25 protein-coding genes and 1 pseudogene are annotated in these 24,053 nt (G+C 54.2%); 17 read left to right on the top strand and 9 right to left on the bottom strand.

What is annotated here, in order from left to right; translation table 11 throughout:
- Positions 1-8 precede the first annotated feature (8 nt).
- The 9 genes from ACESSO_RS02385 to ACESSO_RS02345 all read left to right on the top strand — a co-directional run bounded on the left by ACESSO_RS02385 (position 9) and on the right by ACESSO_RS02345 (position 3,468).
- Positions 9-350: a hypothetical protein gene (locus ACESSO_RS02385; protein WP_373163437.1), complete on the top strand. Its 342-nt coding sequence runs from the start codon at positions 9-11 to the stop codon at positions 348-350.
- A complete protein-coding gene (locus ACESSO_RS02380; protein WP_373163436.1) occupies positions 334-603 on the top strand; it encodes a phage holin in 270 nt (89 codons plus the stop codon). Before ACESSO_RS02385 ends, ACESSO_RS02380 begins: the two co-directional genes overlap by 17 nt.
- 9 nt (positions 604-612) lie before the next feature.
- A complete protein-coding gene (locus tag ACESSO_RS02375) occupies positions 613-1,509 on the top strand; it encodes an N-acetylmuramoyl-L-alanine amidase (protein WP_373163435.1) in 897 nt (298 codons plus the stop codon).
- Positions 1,502-1,759 carry a hypothetical protein gene (locus ACESSO_RS02370; RefSeq protein WP_373163434.1) on the top strand — a complete coding sequence of 86 codons (258 nt, stop codon included), beginning with the start codon at positions 1,502-1,504 and terminating at the stop codon, positions 1,757-1,759. Before ACESSO_RS02375 ends, ACESSO_RS02370 begins: the two co-directional genes overlap by 8 nt.
- Positions 1,760-1,798: 39 nt before the next feature.
- Positions 1,799-2,023, top strand: coding sequence for a helix-turn-helix transcriptional regulator (locus tag ACESSO_RS02365; protein WP_373163433.1), 225 nt, complete (start codon positions 1,799-1,801; stop codon positions 2,021-2,023).
- Between the two features lie 75 nt (positions 2,024-2,098).
- Complete coding sequence (locus tag ACESSO_RS02360; protein ID WP_373163432.1) at positions 2,099-2,293, top strand: hypothetical protein; 195 nt, start codon at positions 2,099-2,101, stop codon at positions 2,291-2,293.
- Positions 2,294-2,318: 25 nt separating this feature from the next.
- Positions 2,319-2,798: a hypothetical protein gene (locus ACESSO_RS02355; RefSeq protein WP_373163430.1), complete on the top strand. Its 480-nt coding sequence runs from the start codon at positions 2,319-2,321 to the stop codon at positions 2,796-2,798.
- 55 nt (positions 2,799-2,853) lie between these two features.
- Positions 2,854-3,168 (top strand): hypothetical protein, encoded by a 315-nt coding sequence (locus ACESSO_RS02350; RefSeq protein WP_373163429.1) that lies wholly within the window; start codon positions 2,854-2,856, stop codon positions 3,166-3,168.
- 3 nt (positions 3,169-3,171) lie between these two features.
- Positions 3,172-3,468: a hypothetical protein gene (locus ACESSO_RS02345; RefSeq protein WP_373163428.1), complete on the top strand. Its 297-nt coding sequence runs from the start codon at positions 3,172-3,174 to the stop codon at positions 3,466-3,468.
- 103 nt (positions 3,469-3,571) lie between these two features.
- On the opposite strand, the gene ACESSO_RS02340 is transcribed toward ACESSO_RS02345, so the two are convergent.
- Positions 3,572-3,808 carry a hypothetical protein gene (locus ACESSO_RS02340; RefSeq protein WP_373163427.1) on the bottom strand — a complete coding sequence of 79 codons (237 nt, stop codon included), beginning with the start codon at positions 3,806-3,808 and terminating at the stop codon, positions 3,572-3,574.
- 10 nt (positions 3,809-3,818) lie between these two features.
- On the opposite strand from ACESSO_RS02340, the gene ACESSO_RS02335 reads away from it, so the two are divergent.
- From ACESSO_RS02335 to ACESSO_RS02305, 7 genes are all read left to right on the top strand, one after another.
- The gene (locus ACESSO_RS02335) at positions 3,819-4,718 is read left to right on the top strand and encodes a hypothetical protein (protein WP_373163426.1); all 900 of its coding nucleotides are present in this window, start codon (positions 3,819-3,821) and stop codon (positions 4,716-4,718) included.
- Positions 4,719-4,775: 57 nt separating this feature from the next.
- The gene (locus ACESSO_RS02330) at positions 4,776-10,895 is read left to right on the top strand and encodes a peptidoglycan DD-metalloendopeptidase family protein (RefSeq protein WP_373163425.1); all 6,120 of its coding nucleotides are present in this window, start codon (positions 4,776-4,778) and stop codon (positions 10,893-10,895) included.
- A gap of 355 nt (positions 10,896-11,250) precedes the next feature.
- Positions 11,251-11,703, top strand: coding sequence for a type III toxin-antitoxin system CptIN family toxin (gene cptIN / locus ACESSO_RS02325; protein WP_373163424.1), 453 nt, complete (start codon positions 11,251-11,253; stop codon positions 11,701-11,703).
- 173 nt (positions 11,704-11,876) lie between these two features.
- Complete coding sequence (locus ACESSO_RS02320; protein WP_373163423.1) at positions 11,877-12,287, top strand: hypothetical protein; 411 nt, start codon at positions 11,877-11,879, stop codon at positions 12,285-12,287.
- Between the two features lie 20 nt (positions 12,288-12,307).
- Positions 12,308-13,429 carry an alanine racemase gene (gene alr, locus ACESSO_RS02315; protein ID WP_373163421.1) on the top strand — a complete coding sequence of 374 codons (1,122 nt, stop codon included), beginning with the start codon at positions 12,308-12,310 and terminating at the stop codon, positions 13,427-13,429.
- 152 nt (positions 13,430-13,581) lie between these two features.
- A complete protein-coding gene (locus ACESSO_RS02310; RefSeq protein WP_125114755.1) occupies positions 13,582-13,944 on the top strand; it encodes a type II toxin-antitoxin system PemK/MazF family toxin in 363 nt (120 codons plus the stop codon).
- A 69-nt stretch (positions 13,945-14,013) separates the two neighbouring features.
- The gene (locus tag ACESSO_RS02305; protein WP_373163420.1) at positions 14,014-14,607 is read left to right on the top strand and encodes a hypothetical protein; all 594 of its coding nucleotides are present in this window, start codon (positions 14,014-14,016) and stop codon (positions 14,605-14,607) included.
- On the opposite strand, the gene ACESSO_RS02300 is transcribed toward ACESSO_RS02305, so the two are convergent.
- Positions 14,600-15,910 (bottom strand): DUF1015 domain-containing protein, encoded by a 1,311-nt coding sequence (locus ACESSO_RS02300; protein ID WP_373163419.1) that lies wholly within the window; start codon positions 15,908-15,910, stop codon positions 14,600-14,602. The two genes, ACESSO_RS02305 and ACESSO_RS02300, sit on opposite strands and share 8 nt — an antisense overlap.
- A 210-nt stretch (positions 15,911-16,120) precedes the next feature.
- Between ACESSO_RS02300 and ptsP the strand changes: the two genes are divergently transcribed.
- Positions 16,121-17,833, top strand: a complete 1,713-nt coding sequence (ptsP, locus tag ACESSO_RS02295; RefSeq protein WP_373163418.1) for a phosphoenolpyruvate--protein phosphotransferase — start codon at positions 16,121-16,123, stop codon at positions 17,831-17,833.
- A gap of 116 nt (positions 17,834-17,949) precedes the next feature.
- Here the strand turns inward: ptsP and ACESSO_RS02290 are convergent, their stop codons facing one another.
- From ACESSO_RS02290 to galE, 7 genes and pseudogenes are all read right to left on the bottom strand, one after another.
- The gene (locus ACESSO_RS02290; RefSeq protein ID WP_373163621.1) at positions 17,950-18,090 is read right to left on the bottom strand and encodes an IS3 family transposase; all 141 of its coding nucleotides are present in this window, start codon (positions 18,088-18,090) and stop codon (positions 17,950-17,952) included.
- A gap of 167 nt (positions 18,091-18,257) precedes the next feature.
- A pseudogene (locus tag ACESSO_RS02285) lies at positions 18,258-18,398 on the bottom strand (alpha/beta-type small acid-soluble spore protein); the annotation flags it as partial.
- Positions 18,399-18,433: 35 nt separating this feature from the next.
- Positions 18,434-20,107, bottom strand: a complete 1,674-nt coding sequence (locus ACESSO_RS02280) for a recombinase family protein (protein ID WP_373163417.1) — start codon at positions 20,105-20,107, stop codon at positions 18,434-18,436.
- A gap of 36 nt (positions 20,108-20,143) precedes the next feature.
- Entirely contained in the window at positions 20,144-20,344 is a 201-nt protein-coding gene (locus ACESSO_RS02275; RefSeq protein WP_373163416.1) for a hypothetical protein, read from the bottom strand.
- Between the two features lie 161 nt (positions 20,345-20,505).
- Positions 20,506-21,543: an aldose epimerase family protein gene (locus ACESSO_RS02270; protein WP_373163415.1), complete on the bottom strand. Its 1,038-nt coding sequence runs from the start codon at positions 21,541-21,543 to the stop codon at positions 20,506-20,508.
- A 3-nt stretch (positions 21,544-21,546) separates the two neighbouring features.
- Positions 21,547-23,043, bottom strand: coding sequence for a UDP-glucose--hexose-1-phosphate uridylyltransferase (gene galT / locus ACESSO_RS02265; RefSeq protein ID WP_373163414.1), 1,497 nt, complete (start codon positions 23,041-23,043; stop codon positions 21,547-21,549).
- A gap of 2 nt (positions 23,044-23,045) precedes the next feature.
- Positions 23,046-24,038: a UDP-glucose 4-epimerase GalE gene (gene galE, locus ACESSO_RS02260; protein ID WP_373163413.1), complete on the bottom strand. Its 993-nt coding sequence runs from the start codon at positions 24,036-24,038 to the stop codon at positions 23,046-23,048.
- Positions 24,039-24,053: the final 15 nt, after the last annotated feature.

The raw sequence follows: 24,053 nt of genomic DNA, 5'->3' as shown, positions 1-24,053 counted from the left end.
AAAGCCGGATGGAGACGATACGGGACTATTGGGCGCAGCTATCCGCCGCGCTCGCCGCCGCGGTGTGGGTGGTCAAACAAGCAATCAAGCGACGAAAGCACCGCGCGGAGTGGGAAAAAGCAGTGCAGAAGGCACTGCTTGCTACGCTGCACGATCGGTTGCTGTTCCTTTGCCTGAAATATCTGGAGGCGGGGGAAATCACAGCGGACGAGATGGACAACCTGACGCTTTTACATGACCAGTATGTCGCGCTGGGCGGCAACGGGACAATTAAAAAGCTGATGGAACGCGTTGGTATTTATGTGAAGATCATTGACGAGAGGAGCAAAAACAATGAATTGGAAGGTTAGATTTCAGAATCCGGTATTTTGGGGACAGATCATTGTGGGCGCGTTGCTGACGGTGCTGGCATACTGGGGGTTGACACCGAAGGATATGACAACATGGGGCAGCGTGTGGGAGCTGATTGTTCGCACGTTCAGCAATCCGTATTGCGTTTTTCTGATGCTGAGCAATATCTGGAACGCGCTGAACGACCCGACCACCAGCGGCCTGACGGACAGCGACCGCGCGAAGAACTACGACAAACCGCTGGAAAAGTGAGGTGCCGACATGAACATTCTTTTGATTGCAGGACACGGAGGTACACCTTATGACCCAGGCGCTTGTGGCTGCGGATACACAGAGGCCGTCGAGACACGCAGACTGGCAACGGCAGTCGCGCCGATGCTGCGCAAATACGGATTCAATGTCACTATGTATGACCAGAGCAACGACGCATACAAGGTGCTGCGCAGCGGCGGCAGTCTGCCCCTCTTTGGCATTGGATATGTGCTGGAAATCCATCTCAATGCTGGTGTGAGCGATAAGGACGGAAACGGCGCGACGACAGGAACAGAGGTGTTGGTACATACAGCGGAAAGCGGCGTATCTGTGGAGCAAGCGATTTGCCGACGTATCTCAGCGCTGGGGTTCAAAAACCGCGGTGTCAAGCGGAGAGACAATTTGCAGGTAATGAACACCGTACACCGGGCGGGTATCAGCCACGCGCTGGTAGAGACATGCTTCATCGACGACGCGGACGATATGAAGCTGTATAAGGAAAAGTTTTACGACATTGCGCGCGCGATCGCGGATGGAATAGCGGAAGGCTTTGGGAAAACGGTTGAGGAGGATAACGAAGTGGTTGAGAAGAAAACCGTGCTGGTGGACGGAAAGGAGTACGAATGCGAGTGCATTGAGAAGGACGGAAACAACTTTGTGAAGATGCGCTCGCTTTCGCAGGCGGGGTATAACGTGGTATTCGATGCGGCGCGCCAGCTGCCGGCCATGACCGCGCCGCAGTGCCGCGCATTTGTGCCGGAAGGCGATGAAGCCGTGCAGGATGCAATCGACACGCTGCAGGAGGTCTGCGGCCTTGAGGAGCAGACGATTGCATATATGCGCAAGTACCAGTACGGCGACGAGCTGGTAAAGAAGCTGGCAAAGGCGGTGCAGGGCAATGCCTGAGCGCGAAAAATCCGATGCGTGGCATATGATCGAGCTGCAGGGCAAGCAGAACAAAAGAATGTTTTGTCTGGCAATGGCACTGTTGGTCGCGTGGCTGCTGACAATCGGTGGGTTTGTATGGTATCTGTATCAGTACGATTTTGAGACATACAACTACACGCAGGACGGCGAGGGAATGAACGTGATCGGAGATGCAAACGAGGTGACAGACTATGGGGCAGACGCTAACAGTGCGCAAGCGAACCCGTAAGGACGGCCGCGCGAAGGGGAAGGCCAGAAAGAAGGGCGTATGAAGCTCGAATTCCGAAAGGAAGATTGGGAGGAATTTCTCGGCAATATCGACTTTACCGATAACGAGAAGAAAATCATTCCGCTGCTTCGGCGCGGTTGGTATCAGATGGATATTGCGGCCGAACTGGATATATCCGTTTCGACCGTCAAGCGGCGCATCACCTCCATCACAAACAAAACGGTGAGCTATATCATGCGCACCAGAAAAATGAACCACAATTGAGCCATAAAAGGCCCGCGAGTGAACCTCGCGGGCCTTTGCTTTTCGGTACAATATGGACATAAAGGACGTGAGGAAATGAGCTGCAAGGCACGGCTGATGCGGATGGGGTTTTCCGAAGAAAAGGCAGAGGAAATACTGCAACGGTATGCGGAAAACGGAAAGACACATGAGCTGGTCGAGTACCTTTTTCAAAAGGACACGCAAAGCATCAGCGAGCGTGTGAGCAGCATTTTATCAGACACCGTCTCGCCGGCGCGCAGCGAGCAGTGAATACATACCAAAAGGAGAAAATACCATGGAATACGCAAGCAAGGGCGTTGCAGGCGCTGGTCTGGGTCTGGGTATCGCAGGCACTGCGCTCGGTCTGCTCAACGGCGGCTGGGGCCTTCTGAACGGCATGGGTAACGGCTGCGGCAACTGCTGCGGCGAGAACACTGCGGTAAACCGCTATGAGCTGAATCTGGTGCAGGAGATCGCAGCGAAGGACGCGCACATCGGTCTGCTCGAAGCGGACAAGTACACCGACCAGAAGATCGTGGAGGCATACAAGGATTTGCAGAGCCAGATCACGGCCATCAAGGACAACCAGACTGCAATCAACACGCAGCAGGCTGTTTACAACGGTACGAACACTGCGACCATCAGCTGCATGCAGCAGCAGATCGCGGCGCTGCAGGCGCTGACTAAGCTGGTTGTGCCGAATACGAGCGTTTGCCCGGGTTGGGGCAATGTGACCATTACTCCGGCCACGACCACCACTACTCCGGCGGCATAAGACAATCAAGGGGCGGGGAATACTCCGCCCCGATGATTTTATGAGGTGATGAAACATGGAAAGCATTGATCAGGTCAAGCGAGGAATTGCAAACTTCATCGACGGCGAGGTTGCGCCAATTATGCCGCGCTGGAAGGGCGTTTTGCTTTCGGCAGGCGCGGCGCTGATGATTGAGGGCAAGTCTACCGAGATTCTCACGAATCCCATGGTGCAAATGATGGGCGTCGTCAACGGCGACATGGTGGACGTTGACAAGCTGTACAGCACGCTCAAGGTAAAGGCACAGGGAAAGTGGCCGATCGAGCTTGCGGGGCTGAAAATGTCCGAAACCGATCTTGACAAGCTTTATCAATACATCAAGGGGGCGTAAACAATGGGATTTTTGGAGCATGTACTCGAAAAGTACAATGAGGCACTGGAAGAGCTGATGGGCGCGCAGAAATACGCCATGGACGCATGCCACGCCAAGACGGCGGAAGAGCGAACGCGATACATCGAAATGAGCCGCGACGAGCTGAAGCACGCGGACAATATCGCGCACATGGCCGACATGGTTGCGGACGGCTCGAACGACGAGAGCACAAATATTGCATGGAAAGCACTGCGCATGCACATTGAGGACTGGAGCGACCGCATCCGGGAGAAGCTGGACAGGGCGGCCAAGAAATAAAGGCGGGAAACCGCCTTTATTTTTTTGCAGGAAAGTGAGTTTGTGCGTTTTGTGCGTTTTGTGCGTGTATACTCAGACAAAAGGGACGCAAACAAAAAATGGTTCACCCTAAAAACAGGAGGTTTGATTTTATGGGATGGTCAGGAGTTTTGGCAGGAATCGGTGCGGGACTTGCCGGAGCAATCAGCAACGCGGTTTCAAATTCAAACAACAAAAAGCCGAGCAGCAGCACCAGCTCGGGCAGCACGTCGGGCGGTTCTTCGTCCGGCAGTTCGGGAAGCTCCAACAGTTCGGGAAGTTCGAACAGTTCGCAGAGCAGCAGCGGAACGTCGGGCGGCACATATAAGCCGATGGGAGTTTACAATGATGCGGATTTGAAAACAGCTGATCCGCAGGCATATCAGCAAATCCAGCAGTACAAAAACCAATACAGCGAAGCGTCGAAGCTGGGCGATCAGGCGGGAATGGACAAGGCACATAGCCTTGCCGAACAGATTCGCGCAACATATGGATATTCCGGCGGCGGGGATGGTTCGCAAAAACTGGATTTTTCGCAAAGCGGTAATACGGCGCAAGTCATCGCAGGAATGATGGATGCTGCAGATAAAAGAGATCAGCAATATCAACAGCAACTTGATAATATCAATGCGCAGTATCAGGCAGCACTGGGTCAGATGCAATCCAACATTGACGCGCAGAAGCAGGACGCGGCAAAGCAGACGGCGCTGAACAATGCCGCGGCTGAGCAGGCATATATGCAGACCATCAAGCCCAATGGAAGTTTGGCCGAGAACCTGGCAGCAAACGGCCTTCTTTCTTCCGGCGTTACAGAAAGCAGTCAGATTCAAGCGGGCAACACCTATCAGAACGCGCTGAACAATAACGCGACTACGCAAACCGAACTCATTGCAGAGCTGGAGCGCATGGCAGCGCAAGCGCAGTATACCAATGATTTGGAGCGCTTGCAGGCAATTCAGTCCGTCATGACACAGATTGCCGAAAATGGATATGCCAATGCGCAGGACATTGCAGCACTACGGCAGTGGGGCATTGAGAACAATCAGAATTATACTTATCAACAGCAGCAGCTTGCGCTTCAAAAGCAGCAGCTGGAAATGCAGAAACAGGAGCTTGACCAACAGCTGGCGCTTGGCAAGCTGACACAGCAGCAGTATCAACTGCAAAATCAGCAGCTTCAGCAAGAGATCGCTTATAACGAATGGCAGATGAAACAGGCAGGCGTTTCATAACACACCGAAAGGGCGGCGGGGATAACCGCCGCTCTTTTTGATGAAAAGGAGAAGAAAATGGGATACAGCAGAGACAAGCTGGAAGAGAACCGCAAGAAGAAAAAAGCACTGGAACAGGCTTTTAAGCAAAGCAATTTTCAGCAGACAACACAAAACTTGAAAACTGCGGCGGAGTCTATTAAGCCGAAAACCAACACGACAACGCAGATGGCGGCAAAATCATCCGGCAGCACGGCAAGGACGAACACCGTCACGCAGAGCGCGCCGAAGCAGCAAAGCGGGCTTTCCTCGTTTCAAAAGCTGGGGAACGTGGCAAAAACGGTGCAGTCTGTTGGAACGAGTGTGCTGCAAAAGACAAATCCTGTGGCGGCAGACCGATACAACCTGCAAAAAAACATGATCGAATGGCACGGAACGACGGACACAGCCAAGAGAAACAGCTTGAAGCAGCAGAATGACGCGATTCGGCAGCGGTTGGGGCTGTCCTTTGATCCGAGCACCGGCGTGACGTTCGACAGCAAAACGGGGCAAAATTATTCGCTGCCGACGCAGATGGCGCTGGGGCAGAACAAAGGGCAGAAAGCACGCATGGCTTCCGAATATTCACAAAGCCGAGAGTTCATGGGGAAGGATGCAAAGGATATTGCAGTACAACCTACCTATGAGCAAATTCTGACATATGGGGCAGACAACGCCAGAGCCATTAACGCGCACCAGGTAATGGCTGACTTATACAGCAGAGCCGCAGAGACATGGAGCGAAGAGGACAGATCACAGCAACAATTGGCAAAGACTGTGTTAAAAAATGAAATGGAGCGCATTCTGGGTCAATTCGGACTAAATTACAGCGAAAGCGGTTTAGGAGCAAGCGCGAGTTGGGGAATGCCAAACACAGTAAGCGACCAGACAGCCGTAGAACGACTGCGGGAAGCGGGTGCGGATGATGATTTGCTTGCATATATTGCTGAAAACATTGAACTGCGCGGAAGAACCAACCGCATAAAGCAGGGCTTGGAAGCAGTCGGGAAACAGGCTGTCGGCGCATTTCCGGCACTGGTTGAAACATCGGACCAACGAAGGGAAAACCTTGAGCAAAGCAGGGAAAACCCGGAATATGTGAAGCTGGAGCAAGAGCAGCAGAGGCTAAATGCTCAGTTGCAGGAAATGCAAAAGAAGGGGCAAGACGTGTCCTCTGTTGTGGAGTACATGAAAGTCTATAATGAGCTGCAAGAAGTAATCAAGCAAAAGGATGCTTTGGCAGTCAAAACCCCGGTAGACCAGAACAAATGGGGGCAGACTATGCTGCGCGAGGCGGCAGAGGCGCAGGCAAACGCGACGGCGGGCCTTGCGGCTGTACCGCGTTTTCTGGCTGATACCGGAATTAGTATTGCGGGAAATGCGCCGACGATGGCGCTTTCTGCAATTCCCGGTGCTGGACCGGTTGCGGGTATGGCATTGATGGGAGTTAATGCAGCCGGGCAACGCGCAGCAGAACTCAATGCGCAAGGAGTAAGCCCGGATGAAGCGTTGGGGCGCGGCCTTACATCCGGCATCATCGAGGCCGTGACCGAGAAGCTGCCGCTGGACGAGATGGCAAAGCTGCTCAAGGGGGGCGGCACAAGCGCAGTGCGCAATATCCTGCGGCAGATGGGCATTGAAGCGAGTGAGGAAAGCGCAAGTTATCTGATGAACTATGCCGCCGACCTGGCAGCAAATGACCCGAATGCAGAATTTTCTTTTGCGGAGCTTGCACAAAGCGCGCTCGGCGGTGCGGTAAGCGGCGGCGTGTTCGGCACGGCGGGCACGGTGATCGGCGGGACGCGGACACGGCAAGGGCCAACTGTCGGCATACCGGAAAGCATAAGCACGCAGGAGGTCGACGCGGGCGCAAGAATGGCGCAGGAGGCCATACAGACGGCGCAGGGTGAAACATTACTGCCGAGAACAGAAATCATTCAGGAGGGCAGCAGCCCGCGAGGAATGGAATCCAATCCATACATGGGTATGCCCGTGCAAATGCTGCAAAACCGTTTGGGGCAGATGCAGACAAGATACTGGGGCGCGGATGCGGAAACACAGCAGGCCATGCTGGAGGATATGTCGCGCTTGTCCGAAGCGATCGAAAGCGCAGACCAGCAGGCGGCAAATTCCCAAGCGCTTGGGCGCAGGCTGGCGGAGCTGGACGCGGAGAAGCGGCAGGCGGAAACCATTCTGCCCGGGCCAATCAGAGAGCGGGCAATACAGCAGGCAGAGGAAGCAATGCAGCGCGTGCAGCAGGAAGCCGCCGCAAAGAACCCAGCGCCGCCGGCAAGGACTGAGCCAAGCGTGCAAGTGCCGGCAGATGCTGCGTTTCAGTATGGCCTTAGTCCAGAGGCGGCCATGCTGGAGGCACAGGAGCGGGCGAGGAATGAGGCAATCAAGGCAGCACAGCAAAGTTCCGTAGGTGCAGCGGAATATAACTTTGACCCGTTTTCCCGCATGACAAACGAATACGGAACAATTGACCAAGGCGAGAAGCCGAGGGCGCGCGAGGTGGACGTTCCGAAATCGACGGACGGAGACGACCGCGTCAGCCTGTTTGCCCGGACAGCGATGGAAGCCGGGGCAACACCGGATAAGGCAATCGAGCGATTTGAGCAGGAGGTAGCAAACGGGACATTCTCGCATGACGTTCGCAAGGATAAGGAAAGCGTTAACAAGGCACGGAAGACGATCACCGAAAAGGGCTTTAATGGCGCAATGGACCAGTGGGCGGACGTGACGAGCGGGCGCAGAAGCGCAACAAAAGATGATATCGTGCTTGCGGAAATCCTTTATGCAGAGGCAATGCAAGCGGGTGATATCGACATGGGCATGCGACTGGCCGCTGAGATCGCGGCAGAGGGGACAAGAGCAGGACAGAGCATTCAGGCGATACGCCTTTTAAAGCGCACAACGTCGGAAGGCAAGCTATATTACATCAAGAAAACCGTAGACAACGTACAAAGAGACCTGAACAAGAAATACGGCGATAAAGCGCCGCAAATCGAAATAAACGAACAGCTTGCGCTTGACCTATTGGCTGCCAAAACGGATCAGGACGCAAAAACGGCAATGGATGCCATCTATACCGATGTTGCGGCGAAAATTCCGGCGACATTGGGCGATCGGCTGAACGCATGGCGATATTTTGCGATGCTGGGCAATCCGAGAACACACATCCGAAACGTGATAGGCAATATCGTTTATCAGATTCCGACCAGAGCAAGCAACAAGCTGAGCGCCGGACTGCAAAAGCTGTTTATCAAGGACAAGGACAGGCGCACAAGGTCGCTGCTTCGGAGCGGGAAAATCAAGGAATTTGCAAAGCAAGACTATCAAACCATGCAGGATGTGCTGGACGGCAACCAATACACATCTGAAATGTCCGAGATACAGCGCAGAAAGAAGTCTTTCCCGAAGCCGATTCAAGCGGTCATGGATGCCAACTCCAAGGCGCTGGACTGGGAAGACCAGATATTCAAGCGCATGACATACGTCAACAGCATGACAGAGTTTTTGACAGCGCGCCGCGTGGACGTGGACAATATTCCGCAGGACACGCTGGAGCAGGCGAGAACGCATGCGATCAAGGACGCGCAGCGCGCCACTTTTCAAGACGCATCCGCGCTTGCTGATTTTATCGGGAAAATCGAGAAAAAGAACAAGGCAAGCGAAATTATCATCGGCGGTCTGGTGCCGTTTAAGCGGACACCGATCAACATTGCAAAGCGAGGCTTTGAACTTTCGCCCGCCGGGCTGCTAAAAGGACTTACCTATGATCTGGTGCAGGTGAAAAAGGGGAATATGACGGCGACAGACGCGATAGACCACATATCCACTGGCCTTACAGGGACAAGCCTTGCGGCGCTTGGCGCGTTCCTTGCGTCGCAAGGACTTCTTTCCGCATCCAGCCCGGAAAACGACAAGGAGAGAAACTTTGACGTTGCGCAGGGTTCGCAGGAATACGCGCTCAATATCGGCCCATATTCCTATACCATCGACTGGGCAGCTCCGGCGGCGTTGCCGATGTTCGTCGGCGCAGAGTTTTACAATGCCATTGCCGAGAGGGGAGGAGACGAGGAACAGGCGTTCAAACAGGCTACGGATGCGCTTTCCCGTTTGTTTGAGCCAATGATCAACATGACGATGCTTTCCGGCATCAGCGGCACATTGCAGAGCGTAGGCTATAGCCAGACCAACCCGATTTTCGCGATTGCCGAAAATATCGGTGAGAATTACGCGGGACAGTTTGTGCCGACGCTGCTTGGTCAGGTCGCAAGAACATTCGACGGGACGCGGCGCACGACCTACGCAGACAAGGACAGCTGGGTTCCAGACAGCTTGCAAACATTCCTCCAGCGGCAGGCAAACAAAATCCCCGGCCTTTCCAAAAATCAGCCCGCCTATACGGATGTATGGGGGCGCGAAGAGCGGTCGGATAATGTGGTGCTGCGGGCATTTGAAAACTTCATTTCGCCCGGATACATCAGCGAACAGGTATCAACCGACGCGGAGAAGGCGCTGCGCGACTTATACGACGCGACGGGTGAGGCCGCGATACTGCCGAGCAAGCCGCAGAAATATTACAAGAAGGACGGGAAAAACGTATATCTGAATGCAGAGCAGTATGCAAAGCTGACCGGAGAGAAAGGAGCGCTTGCGCTGGATGCCATCAATGCGCTGGTGCAGTCCAGCGCATACCAGTCCATGACAAACGACGAGCGGGTAAGCGCAATCAAAGATATTTACGACTATTCCTCCGCGCTGGCGGCCAACAAGGTTTACGGCAAGGAGCTTGAGGGCACGATCAAGACCGTGCAGGAAAGCGGCATCGAACCCGGCCTATACTATGCATACAAGGAATTGCAGGACACGCTGAGCGAAACATACGAATCCTACGAAGCGCGGGACGAGGTGTTCCAGACCATTCGCAGCGACGATTCGCTGACAGACCAGCAGAAGAACCAGCTTTACCATACGCTGCTGATCAAGGGCACGAGCGAAAGCCAGTGGGAGAAGTACACCAAAATCAGCGGCACAGTGACGGCAGAGGAATATATTGACGCAATGATACAGTCACAGGCTATCAAGGCATACGGCGACGAGCTGGACGAAGACCGCGCGACAACAGAGGCGACCGAGTTTTCGCGCTATCTGGATATGAAGCAATACGACAGCGCAAAGCGCGCCGCGCTGGAGGACACTTTCAAGTTTTACAATATGTTCCCGGCAGAACCGCAAAATTACACCTTTGAGATGCTCAGCAAGAACGGAAGCAAAAACGAGCAGGAAAACGTCGCGGCGATACAGAACAGCGGCGTGACGGCGGCGCAATACCTGACGATTAAGACGCTGGCAGGAGAAGCGGAATATGAAAAGGGCGTGAGCGGCGCAAAGCTGGCAGCGCAGGCGGCAATCGTTGCGCAGAACACGCAGAATTATGACCAGTATGCCGCCATCATGCATGCGCTGGGGTATAAAAAGATCGAAGACGCATACACGGGAGCGGGAACGCTGCCAGCGGTCACGGAAAGCGGGTCGCAGGTATCGCGGCAGGTGGAGTCTGCCGCAGGATTCATCAATCCAACAACGGCAAGCCGTTCAAAAATTGTTAGCTGGTACGGAAACCGAGAGCAGCCGGACACGATATACGGGAAGGGGAGCAAATTCCATGAAGGAGTGGATATTGGAGGCCCGGATGGACAAAACCTTGATGGGGAGATTGCAAACAGCATTGGGGATGGAACTGTTGTGGACGTAGGAAACGATCAATACGGCTACGGGAACTATGTTGTTGTAGACTACGGGAATGGTTATCAAGCACTGTACGGACATTTGCGGCAAGCATCTGTTAGTGCAGGGCAGAAGGTAAAAGCGGGAGAAGAAATCGGAATTATCGGCGGCACGGGAAACGTGGAAGGGCCGCACCTACACCTGAAAATGACAAAGGACGGGCAGAACATTGACCCGTTGACGGTTATTCCGGGGTATGGAACGGAAAGACCGGCAACGACCACCAGCACGGGGCAGAGTTATGCAGCGAGCAGCAGCGGGGGAGGGAAAAGCAGCGGAAGCAGCAGCAAATCGACAAGCAACAGCTTGAAAAAGCTGAAAACGCCAAAACAATCATGGGGAGGATTAGACAGCTTATTCTAAGAAAGGAAAAGCCGCCCGAGAGGGCGGCTTTTGTTAAATCAAACACAAACTGCATAAAAATAAAGAAAATATTTTGTGCATTTGACTAAAAAGAAAAATCTTGACATATTGACAAATTCATTTGGATAGGATAAGATTAAGGCGGAGAAACAATAGGAGTATATGCAAATTTGAATCATCTCCACTTCTTCGCCGAGTTGCACTTCGTTCGTGCAGCTATATGTCGCCTACCAGCCGCGTCGAACAAATCGCTGGAGTGCTTGAGATTACCGCCTGCCGGCCGCGGGATATAAGAAGCCGGCGTGAAAAAGGCCCTCCTGCGGGAGGGCTTTTTTAGATAAAGGGAGTATTAAAGATGGTGCAATTTGGTCTATATAGTATAAAGGATCAATTTTTTCAGGATTTCAAAAGTCCTTATTTCCCTTATAACAAGTTTGAAAACAGACCATACTTCTGTTCAGTGAAAGATTCTTCTGGGATTTGGTGGATGATACCGTTAAGCACACAGGTAGATACATATCAGAAGAAAATTCAAGCAGACGAAAAGAAATATGGGATGTGTCTCTATTATCATATTGGTTTAATTGCTGGATATAAACGTGTGTTTTTAATAGGAAGTATGTTTCCAATTACAGAAAAGTATATCAAGAAAGAGTATACTATGGCAGGGACTCATTACGTTGTGAAAAATGCGAAGCTGATAAAAGAGGTACAGAAAAGGGCTAAAAAGTATTTGTCCTTGGTGGAACATAGCAAGATGAAGCCGTCGATAGATGTTATAAAAATTCGTAATGCGTTGAGGAAATAAACTATGAAAAAGTCGCCCTTTCGGGCGGCTTTTTTCATGGTTGCATCTGGTCGGCAAACGGTGTATGATAGTACAGAACATAATCCAGAAACAGAAAAGCCGATTTGCAAAAGCTAAGTTGCAATATACTTGCAATACGACAAAACGGCTTTTCGCCCAGTAAATAGGCGGTTTTGGAATATGTTTATAATAAGGAAGATAACGACACTTTCACCATCACTGCGCCCGAAAGTCTTGCCGGCATCGGCGGCACCATCGCGGGTACGGACAGCGCTTCTTTTGTTTTGCAGTACGACGGCCTCGCATTGGATGACGCTATGCCGCAGCGCACGGGACTAACACCTGCGGATGCACTGTTCTGTCTGTTGGACGATCTGCGCCGCGCAGAACCGGCACAGGTTTGGACGGAAAAAACGAGCGGTGTGGAGCTGCTGGTACTGCGCTACAAGCAGGACGGCGATGATGGGAAGGTCGAAAAGCAGGTATGGCTCACTGAACAGGGGTATCAACCGGTTTGTGCCGAATTGTATGCGGACGGCGAACGGGTGCTGCAAATTCAGGTGATGTCCTACCGGGAAACATAAATCTGGGGATGAATAACAATATGAAGCCGAGTAAACACCGCACCTGGGCTGAAGTGGATTTGGGTGCGATTGAACACAATTACCGTGTGATTTGTCAGCAGGCGAAAGCGCCTGTGCTGTGCGTGGTCAAGGCAGATGCATATGGCCATGGCGCCGTGCCGGTTGCACAGCGCTTGCAAGCGATGGGCGCGCCGTATTTCGCTGCCGCGACCGTGCCGGAAGCGGTTGAGCTGCGTGAAAACGGAATCACAAAGCCCATTCTGATTTTGGGCTATGTGGATGAAGCGGATATGGACACCATTGCACGCCAGCACATCACTGCACCTGTGTATGACGAGGAAACCGCACAGCTGCTGAGCGATGCCGCGGTGCGCACGGGAGAGAAGCTGACCGTCCACTATAAGCTGGACACTGGCATGACCCGTCTTGGCTTTCCAGCGTGGGAGCGGGAGCGGACCGTTCAGCGGATTGCATCCTGTGCCGCGCTGCCGGGTCTAGTGTCCGAGGGTATTTTTACGCATTTCGCAGTTTCGGATGTGCCGGAGGGCGAAGCATATACCGAATTGCAGTACCAGCGCTTTGCGGATGTGTGCAATGATTTGAATGCGCGGGGGTTGGATCTTCCGCTGCGGCATTGTGCCAACAGCGGCGCAATTCAGAGCTATGAGCGGATGCACTGCACAATGACGCGCGCGGGCATCATCCTGTATGGCTGCCGTCCGGATGCTTCTGTGCCGCCGGTGTTGGATTTGCGGCCGGCGATGACGGTCAAGGCGCGCGTGGTGCAGGTGCGCGATATTCCGGCACATACGACGGTCAGTTACGGCCGCACCTATGAAACGGACGAGCCGACTCGGGTAGCGGTGGTTTCCATCGGTTATGCCGACGGTTTCCTGCGCGCAGGATCAGGCAAAGCGCATGTGGTGCTGGGCGGACAAAAGGCGCCCGTACTCGGCCGTATTTGTATGGATATGTGCATGGTGCGTGTGCCGGACGGTGTGGAAGTGCGCCGCGGCGACGAGGTAACCGTGTTCGGGCCGGAGGTCTGGACAGCGGAGGACACCGCTGAGGCTGCAGGTACCATTTCCTATGAGGTTATCTGTGCGGCAAGCAGCCGTGTGCCGCGGTTTTATATTGGTTGACGATTGGGCAGCACACTGCATAGGATGAAGCGGGAAGAAATTCCTGCCCGTGTCTGGGTGAATTGGCAGACATCTGTTATATTTTTTCGCAGCGCGGGGAAAATAGGTTTGCGGACAAACCGCAAATCTATTTCATCGGAGTGTGAACCAACGTGGATACCAGCATCAAACGGGGAGATATTTACTATGCCGATCTCAGCCCGGTGGTCGGCAGTGAGCAGGGCGGTATCCGCCCGGTGCTGATCGTGCAGAACAATGTGGGCAATCGTTACAGCCCGACCGTGATCGCCGCCGCCATTACATCGCAGATCAATAAGGCCAAAATGCCGACGCATATAACGCTCGGCGCTCCCAATTACGGCCTGACCAAAGATTCCATTATCCTGACGGAGCAAATCCGTACGCTGGATAAGCGGCGGCTGCGCGAGAAAATGGGATCGTTGGATGAGAAAGCGATGCGTCATGTGGACGAAGCGCTGGCGGTCAGCTTTGGTCTTGGCTCTGTACAGGGCTGAGGGCATATCAGCAAAGCAAAACGCGTATCCTGTAAGCAGGGTACGCGTTTTTTTTGAGGAGGTGCGGCAATGCGGACGGCGGTGGAATATGAAGGAAAACCGGTGGGCTGGCTTTTGTGGGAGCCGGATGCATACGGTGTGCAGATTGAGGTGGATTGTGAACTACCGTCCGGTGCGCCGCCGCTATTGCGTTGCTACGGGGAAACCGGAGACGAGCCGCTGCTGGTCGGGCTGCCCGCGCCGGAAGACGGCAGGCTACGGCTGCGGCGGCATCTGTCCAAAGAGACACTCAAGGCAGAAGGCTGTATAGAAAGGCCGCCCATGGCGTTCTATCTGGCCGAGCGTCCCCGGCAAAAAGCCGATGCAGTGCCGCAGACGGAGCAGTCTCCGCAAGACGAAATATTGCAGACCCCGGACCATGGAAAGCCGCCGCTGCGGACAGGCGATGCGGTGCTGGACGCGCTGCTGGACAGCGGCGCGGTGCATGCGGAACGCATACAGGAGGGAATTCGTTTGCATTGCCTGTTTGCGCCGAACCGTCCGTTTGGACTTGCGCCTGCGTTTGTGCTGTGCCAGGTGAAAGGGGACGAGGCGACGCTCGACTGGACAAAAAAGGACGCAGCCGGTGTGGCTGCGTCCGATAATAAACAGGATATTATTTGACGATTGTCTTAGCTTCCATATAGTAGCGTTTTTCATGCGCTTCACCCATGGAGAAGGTCTTACGCGGCAGCACGCCGTCAAAGACAACGCCGCGGAACAGGTCATTCTTGGCGATATCCGGCAGGATAAAGCCTAGATTGCCGGACTTTTCGGCCAGATTGCACACCACATCCGTACCGTGGATATAGTCAATGCGCGTGGACGAATGCGTTTCCAGATAAGCGTCGAGCGCGGTCTGAATGGTGGCAACCGGGATGGACCACTTGGGGTTTTCGACGACAAGCACACCGGTCTTTTCTGCTGCACAGAACGGGAAAATATGGGCCGTGGTATCGGCGGGCGCTTCGTCCGCAACATAGGCCTTGCAGCCCTGTGCTTCATAGAATGCGGTCAGGCCATTCAGCAGTTCATTGGCATCTACACCGAACAGGATGCGGTGAATCGGCTCAATGATCAGGCTTTCGTCATGGATGTTGACCACCTCGACCAGCACGAAACGCGCGGGGTGGTTTTCCTGCTCCTCGGCGGACAGCCCGGTCTTGACTTCCTCCCAGTAGGCCTTGGCGGTCGCCATCGAGTGGTTGCCGTCGCCTACGGCATAGGGCAGCAGAGCCTGTGCGTCGGTGCAGCCGTATTTATGGTTGAAGGTCTCGCGGTCGCACAGGGCTTCCAGTCCTGCTTCGATGGTATCGGTCTGTGCGCCCTTCGGGATGAACCAACCGGTAATGTGGCCGCCGTTCTGCATCAGGTCGGTGTCGTACACCTTTTCCAGCTTTGCGGTCTGGTCAAACAGTGGTTCGATGATTTTGCGATCCGGGTCGTCAATCAGGATCATGATATGCGGCAGCTCTATACACGCACCTTGACGAACCTTGAGGCGCGGCGGGATGCGTTCGACCACGGTTTTTTCGGTCGGACGGATAAGCGAGGCCGAACCGGGGGTGTATTCATAGGCTTCCAGATCGACTGCCAGAACGATGCCGCGGCGCGGGCAGCTGCCGCCTGACCAACGCTCGGTCAGGATGACGCCTGCGGGCAGCGTGCGCAGCGTGCCGTCCTCTATGTAACGATGCATGGTGCTGTGGATTTTCTCGGTGCGCTCGGCAACATCGTCCTGCTCCAGATAGACTTCGGGCAGTGTCAGACGCAGCGTGGAAGGTGCATCGCCAACTGTGCGGTCGGTCTCGGCCCAGTATTCGGGTTGAGAAGTATATTGGTCGCAGGCGATGACCGCCCATTTGGAAAGATCCGTACCCTCGCGGGGCAGCATAATTTCGGGAATATGAGTGCAGCGGTTTGCCATGGTTGTCATTCCTCCTGTAGAAGATCATATATGGAATGGTATAAGTATAGCAGAAAACAGGCCGTTCGGTACAATTTTTTTTCAATTCTTGCAAGTTTTCGGAAAAATGTCCTGTACACTTGACGAAAGAGCGTAAATATTATACAATGTAATTTGAGAAATGAATATGGTTTTTGTATAAGAAATACAAGAAAACAGGAGGATACGGCTATGGTCAAGTTTAAAGCGATCGGCGTTTCGGAGGGGCTTGCACATGCCAAGGCCTTGGTCATCAAGGAGGAGGATCTGACGGTCGTCAAAGACAGCATCACGGATGTTGCGGCCGAGCAGAAACGTGTGACCGATGCTGTGGCAAATGCGAAAAAGCAGATTGAGGCATTGCGCGATGAAGCGGAGAAAAACATCGGTGCGGCAGAAGCGGAAATTTTTGATGCGCATCTGCTCATGCTGGATGATCCGGACTTCATTGAGGGTATGACCAATCTGGTGGAAGAGGAAAAGGTGTGCGCGGAGTATGCCTGCTTTGTCAATTGCGAGAATTTCCAGGCGATGTTCCGCGCGATGGATGACGAATACATGCAGGCGCGTGCGGCGGATATCGGAGACATTTCCAAGCGCGTGCTCAAAAATCTCAAGGGCATTGCCGACAATGCGATTGATTCGATTACCGAACCGTGCATTATCATTGCCAACGATCTGACTCCGTCTGACACGGCGAAGATCGGATCGAAGCCGGTTGTCGGCTTTATTACCCGCATCGGCGGCCGCACCAGCCATTCCGCGATTATGGCGCGCTCGATGGGTATTCCGGCTATTGCAGGCGCAGGCGATAAGGTAGACGGTATTGAGGACGGTTCCGATTTGCTGCTTGACGGCGTGGCAGGCGAAGTTGTGGTCAACCCGGATGAGGAAACACTGGCGCAGTTTGCAGAGAAGAAAAAGGCGGAGGACGAGCGCAAGGCGATGCTGGCCAAGTTTAAGGATCGTCAGGGTGCAACGAGCGATGGCCGCCGCATTGTGGTTGAAGGCAATATTGGTACGCCGGACGATGCAGTCCGCGTGGCGGAGCTGGGCGGCGAAGGCGTCGGTCTGTTCCGTTCTGAATTCCTGTTTATGGACCGCGATGACCTCCCGAGCGAGGAAGAGCAGTTTGAAGCATATAAGAAGGCGTGCGAAACCATGGCAGGCAAGCCGGTCATTATCCGTACGCTGGATATCGGCGGCGATAAGGAAGTGCCTGCGCTCGAGCTTGAGAAGGAGCAGAATCCCTTCCTCGGTTACCGTGCAATCCGTATCTGCTTGAACAAGACGGATTTGTTCCTGACCCAGCTGCGGGCACTGCTGCGTGCGGCAAAATATGGTGATTTACGCATCATGTTCCCGATGATCTCTTCGATTGAGGAAATCCGCAATGCCAAGCAGATTCTCTGTCAGGCAAAGGATTTGCTGGCAGCCGAGGGTGTGGCGCATAATCCGGATGTCAAGGTCGGTATCATGGTGGAGATTCCGGTGGCTGCTGTCTGCGCGGATATTTTGGCCAAGGAGGTCGATTTCTTCTCGATCGGTACGAATGACCTGATTCAGTATTCCTGCGCGGTGGACCGCATCAATGAGAAGATTTCCTATCTGTACCGTCCGCTGCATCCGGGTGTGCTGCGTCTGATTGCAATGACGGCTAAGGCAGCCAATGAGAATGGCATCGAAGTTGGCGTGTGCGGCGAGATGGCCGGTACGCCGGGCATGGCGCCGGTGCTCTGCGGTCTTGGTGTAACCAACTTGTCCATGTCCGCTTCTGCAATGCTGGCAGCGAAGGCCGATCTGGCGGCGCATTCGTATGCGGAGTGCAAGGAGCTGGCGGATAAGCTGGTGGCAGCGCCGAGCGCGACTGATGCGGAGCAGATTTTTGCCGCGTGGCGCGGTTGAGCAAAATTGCGATGTACTGCATCACATAAAAGCGAAACAAAGCGCGTTCACCTTATGAACAAGCCTTGGTTTATGCAGACAGTACGAAAAAGCCCTGAGTAGGAATTTGTTAAGTTTTAAACGGAGTGGCGCAGCGTTAGCGGCGCCACTCCTGTTTTGTATTGGACACGCTCATGGTTGTAAAAATAAATGTACCGGTCAATTATCTCGTTGGCTTGGGCAAAGCTAGCCGGTTTGCGCCGATAGATACATTCCATATGACCGGAACAGAGACAACCAATTTTGCTGTGCATACTGCAAAAAACTATGTTTTGAACTAAGCCAATACGCTGATATGGCATACTGTTGTATAAAATAGCGCGAGTAAAAGAGAAGCGCGCGGTTTCCGAAATTTCGGAAGCCGCGCGCTCTCTATTGCCTCAGATCAGCCCTGGCTAGCCAGGTTCTGCTCGTAGGATTCAATCATCTTCTTGACCATCTGACCACCGATCGAGCCGGCCTGACGGGAGGTCAGATCACCGTTATAGCCCTGCTTCAGGTTGACGCCGACCTCCCTTGGTGTATCTGTACCATCTTAAAACATTGTGTGGACAAGCTAGTTCAGAAGTTGCAGGATTGTTCCAACTCCAGCTCGTTTTCCATGTTGATTTCACCGATAAAACGATAGAAGATGTGGATATCCTGACGGTAGGGGGTGTTGCGGTGGGTCGCCTTGCTCAGTCCGTTTTCGAATTGCTTGGGTCCGACTTCGATGCGATCGATAAAGGTGAGCAGCGTTTCACGGTCAAGTGTGTCAATGTGGCTGCACTGTTTGGCCAGCAAAAAGAAACGTTGATAGCGTTCTTCGGTGTCCTCCTGCTCTGGAAGTGCCTGCGACAACTCTGCGATGACGGCCTGATGAGAGGCGGATTCCTGTTCGAGTGCTTCGACCATGCGAGTCAGTCGGTCATCATCCAAACGACCTTCGGCATTGTCCGTATACAGTTTGGTGACAATTTTGTCGATCGTCAGCAGGCGAGCCTGCGCCTGCTGCAAGCGGGCTTGCCGTGCTGCGCGTTCGCCAGTGTCATGCTCTTTTTTTACTGCCGCACGGGCGAGTGCCTCGGCCTGCGCATCGGTCAGTGCGAGCAGGGTGTTCAAATCCTGCCGTACGACTTCGATAAGGTCGGCATACTTGATGCGCACGCCATCGCAGCGATTAGCAATGTCGCCGCGCTGATGGGTGCAGGACAGGTACCAGTACTTTTCTCGTTCACCCTTGTACACTGTACCGCAGGAGCAGAGGGAATGACCGCACCGCGCACAGAATACAATGCCCGAAAAGATGCTTTTTCGGACAGTATCCTGAGTGAAAGCGGTGCGCCGCCCTCGTCCCAGATTGCGTTGCGCCTGCTCGTAAAGCAGCGAAGCAATCAGGGGAGGGTGCGTGTCACGAGTGACCGCCCACTCGCTTTGGGGAACTGCGACCTTCTTTTTGGATTTGACACTGACCTTGCGGCTTTTGCCGAGCATGGTATGCCCGAGGTAGACCGGGTTTTTCAGGATACGCTTGACCGTAGTGTAGTTCCACAGATCAGAGGCGCGCGCCGCGCCCTCCGGACTGAAATCATCGCGGAACAGTACGCGGTATTTGAGCGGCGGGATGACGCCGTCCGCATTCAAGTCGAGCGCAATTTTGCGCGAGGAATCTCCGGCGGCCGCTCGCTCGAAAATGCGCTGCACGATGGGGGCAGTCTGCTTGTCGGGAGTAAGACGATTTTTATCCGCAGGGTCTTTGCGGTAGCCATAGGGTGGACAGGCACAGTACTGTCCGTTTTCCCGCTTGCTGCGCAGCACGTCCTTGACCTTGCGTGAGCCGTCCCGCAGATAGACTTCGTTCATGGCGAATTGGAACGGTGCCATGACGTTTTCGTGAGCGGTGTCGAAGTTGTCCGCAATAGTCAGATAGCGGATGCCGTGCTCCGGAAAGAATTGCTCGGCATAGTAACTGGATTCGCGCATATCGCGCCCCAGACGAGATAGATCTTTGGTGATAACCATGTTGGCCTTGCCGTCATGCAGCTGCCGCAGCATGTTCTGAAACGCTGGACGGTCAAAATTGCCGCCGGAATAGCCGTCATCCACAAATTCCCGCACAAGTGTGATGTTGTGGCGATGGCAATAGTCCTGAATCATCTGTCTCTGGTTTGCAATACTGGAGGATTCGCCGCTTCGTGCTTCCTCATTGGAAAGACGAAGATAAGCAAAAACAAGTTTTAAATTACCGGTTCTCATATGATATGCTCCTTTCAGAACCGGCTCACCAGTCGATTATACCGCAGTGCCGATTCGCTCGTCAATGGATGATGTTGTGTGTGCGGTTTGCTGCATGCGCTGTCGAAGCAAGTCACAGGCCGGGACGCTGCCAACAAATTGCCGGCTGACGATAAATGTGCCTGCACCGATGCAGGTTTGTGTTCCCCGTGCAGTGGCGGGGAGAGTTCCATAGGCCGTATGCGTTGCAGTGTTCATAAAAGCACCTCCTTTTTGTGGTAATTTGCGTCATAAAGCACATTTTTATTCCTTTTTAAATCGAGCGATACATCGTAAGGAGCATAAAAAACAACCGGGACACCGCAACATATGTTGCAGTATCCCGGTTTGTTGTTGTTATTTGATTGCTCTTGATGCAATCAGGTCATGGTTACACGGTAAGTCGTGGTATGGTGATACGTTTCTCCTGCCGGAAGCACGACAGAGGGAAAATTCGGATGGTGGATGGCGTCCGGCCAAGCCTGGGTTTCCAGACAGAATGCCGAGCGCGGTCCGTAGCTGGCGCCTTCTTTGCCGGGGCTGCCGTCCAGATAGTTGGCTGTGTAGAGCTGCAAACCGGGCTGGGTGGTGCAGCACTCCAGACACAGACCGCCGCCGGTGACCCATGCAACCGGTTCCAGCGGGGAGACCGGTTCGGTGCGCAGCACAAAATTGTGGTCGTATCCGTTGCCCAGCGTCAGCTGAGGATGTTCCATCGCCAGTCCCTGCAGAAAGTCCCGAGGAGAACGTAAATCGAAAGGAGTTCCTTCCACCGGCAGCAGGACGCCGGTAGGGGTGCTGTCGGCATCGGTTTCGGTGATAGCATCTGCCCGGATTTCGACCTGCTGCCCTTCCAATGAGCCATAGGCGTGTCCCAGCAGATTGAAATAGCTGTGGTTGGTCAGGTTGCACAGGGTATCGGTATCACTTTTTGCCTGATAATCCAACGAGAGCATGCCGTCAACAGTGAGGGAGTAGGTCACCTTTACTTCCAGTGTACCTGGGAAACCCTCTTCTCCCGCCGGACTGATATGGGTGAGCACTAAGGTGCTGTTTTCAACCTGCGCCTTCCACACCGCACGGTCAAAACCGCGCGATCCTCCATGGAGGCAGTTGGGGCCGTTGTTGGCAGCCAAGGGGTAGTGGACGCCGTTCAGGTCGAAGGCTGCGCCGCCAATGCGATTGGCCACGCGCCCGACTAATGCCCCCAAATATTTGTCCTGTGCCTCATACTCGGCCAAGCTGTTATATCCCAGTACAATGTCCCGGCTGCCGTCGGGAGAAGGGACGGTAAAGGAGCGCAGCACGCCGCCGTAGGTGAGCACCTGTGCGACATACTGGCCCGCGCGCATAGTCCATTGTTCCACAGCCTGTCCGTCAGCGGTTACGCCGAAGGGCTGCCGCATGAATTCTGTCATATCTTACACCTGCCTTAAGAAACGGAGGAAGGCTTCTTTGCCTTCGGGCGTGCGGGCATATACGCCGGCATGCTCCAGTACCTTGGCAAAGACTAAACCAGTCTCCTTATATACCGCGTCCAGCGCATTGTCTGCGGTGAGCTGATATTTGTCCCGGAAGCCCATAGCCCAGCTGGCGTGAGAAGCGGTGAGGGGGTCGGCCTCCAAGTCATCACCGGAGACCAGTTTCTGTGCTACAGCAGCCAGCTCGGTTTTGAGACGGGCGGGGAGGACAGCCAGCCCCATCACTTCGATAAGGCCGATATTCTCTTTCTTGATGTGGTGGAGTTCTGCGTGTGGATGATACAGCCCCAAGGGATGCTCGGGGGTGGTGAGGTTGTTGCGCAGCACCAGATCCAGCTCGTAGTCGCTGCCGCGACGGCGGGCAATGGGGGTGATGGTGTTGTGCGGTTCACCGTCTGTTTCCGCATAGATGACCGCGCTCTCGTCGGTGTAGCCGCGCCACGAGGTCAGGATGCGGTCGGCCAGGTCAATCAGCCGTTGGGGCTGGCGGGCGGTGATGCGAATGACCGACATCGGCCATTTGACGATACCTGCCTGCACGTCCTCATAGCCGGGGAAGGTGAAGGGGGTCTCTATCGGTGCTTTCTCCATGGCGAAGGTGTACCGTCCGCCCTGAAAATGGTCATGTGCCAGAATAGAGCCGCCTACAATGGGCAGATCGGCGTTAGAGCCTACGAAATAATGCGGGAACTGCCCCACAAAGTCCAGAAGCTTGGCAAAGCACGCCCGGTCGATTTTCATCGGGGTGTGGACCGCATTGAAGCAGATGCAGTGCTCATTGTAATACACATAGGGAGAGTATTGCAAAAACCATGGCGAATCGTTGATGGTAATGGGAACGATACGATGGTTCTGTCGAGCGGGGTGATTGACTCTGCCGGCATATCCCTCGTTTTCCGCGCACAGCAGACAGCGAGGATAGGCTGAAGCAGGCATGTTGCGGGCCGCGGCGATGGCCTTGGGATCCTTTTCCGGCTTGGACAGGTTGATGGTGATGTCCAGCTCACCGTAGTCGGTGGGAGCCTTCCACAGTACGTCCTTTGCGATGCGGTCGCGGCGGATATAGTTGGTATCCTGACTGAAGCGGTAATACCAATCGGTCGCTTTTTGCGCACTTTCCTGACGCAGAGACTGGAATGTGTCGATGACCTGTGCAGGACGGGGCGTGAGCACGCCCATTAGCGCGGTGTCAAACAGATCACGGTATACGATGGAGTTTTCCTCCAAAACGCCCCGCGCATGGGCGTCATCCGTGAGGGCGTCGAGCACGGTAGGAAGGTCGATGTCCTCCGGCATTTCCGTCTCAGGGGGCGTGTAACTGTCCAGTTTGAGCACACCCAGCAGAGCGTTTGTCGCCCAGATTTTCTCACAGGGCTGGATAAGACCTTTGCGCAGAGCATAGGTCACCAGCATGGTAATGGCTGTGTCACGTTCCATGCTCAACCCTCCGTAAAGCCATGGGGGTGGCTCTTGTGCCAGGTCCAGGCGGAGGCCACAATGGTGGACAGGTCATTGTATTCGGGCTTCCAGCCCAGCACTTTGACGGCCTTTTCCGAGGAGGCGATGAGCTGCGCCGGATCGCCGGCTCGACGGGGGGCCATTTTGGCGGGAATCGGATGGCCGGTGACTTCACGGGCCACATCGATGACTTCCTTGACAGAGAAGCCTACACCGTTGCCCAGATTGAATACGTTGTTTTCGCCGCCGTTCATCAGGTAATCCAGCGCCAGAATGTGAGCCTGTGCAAGGTCGGTGACATGGATGTAGTCACGAATACAGGTGCCGTCCGTGGTCGGGTAATCGTCACCGAACACGCTGATCATCTCACGCTGGCCCAAGGGTACTTGTAGGATAAGCGGAATCAGATGGGTTTCCGGATTATGTGCCTCGCCAATTTGACCGGAGGCGTGCGCGCCGCAGGCGTTGAAATACCGCAGCGCCACATACTTCAGACCATGCGCCCGGGATACCCAGCCCATCATGTGCTCCATATCCAGCTTGGTCTGGCCGTAGCAGTTGGTGGGGCAGGTGGGGTCGTCCTCCAGAATCGGCACACGCTCCGGCTCGCCGTAGGTTGCGGCGGTGGAGGAAAAAACAATTTTGTCGATGCCGTGCGCCACCATGGACTGGAGAAGCACCATGGTGCCGTGGAGATTGTTGTCGTAATACTTCAGCGGGTCAGACATGGATTCTCCAACCTGAGAGGAGGCGGCGAAATGGATAACGCCGTCAATTTTCTCGGTCTCAAACAGGGTATCGAGCGCTTTCTTGTCTCGAATATCCAGCTCATAGAATTTTGCTTTCGGATGAACCGCAGCACGGAAACCGGTTTGCAGATTGTCGGCTACCACGACCTCCCGGCCTGCGTCAATCAGCTCATATACGGTATGGGATCCGATATAACCGGCTCCGCCCAGCACTAAAATTGCCATGTTACAGATGCGCTC

Origin of the sequence: Agathobaculum sp. Marseille-P7918 (genome assembly GCF_964248325.1) — a bacterium.
Taxonomy (GTDB): Bacteria; Bacillota; Clostridia; order Oscillospirales; family Butyricicoccaceae; genus Agathobaculum.
Note: the sequence above shows the minus strand (reverse complement) of the source record. Positions and strands in the feature narration are given on the sequence as shown.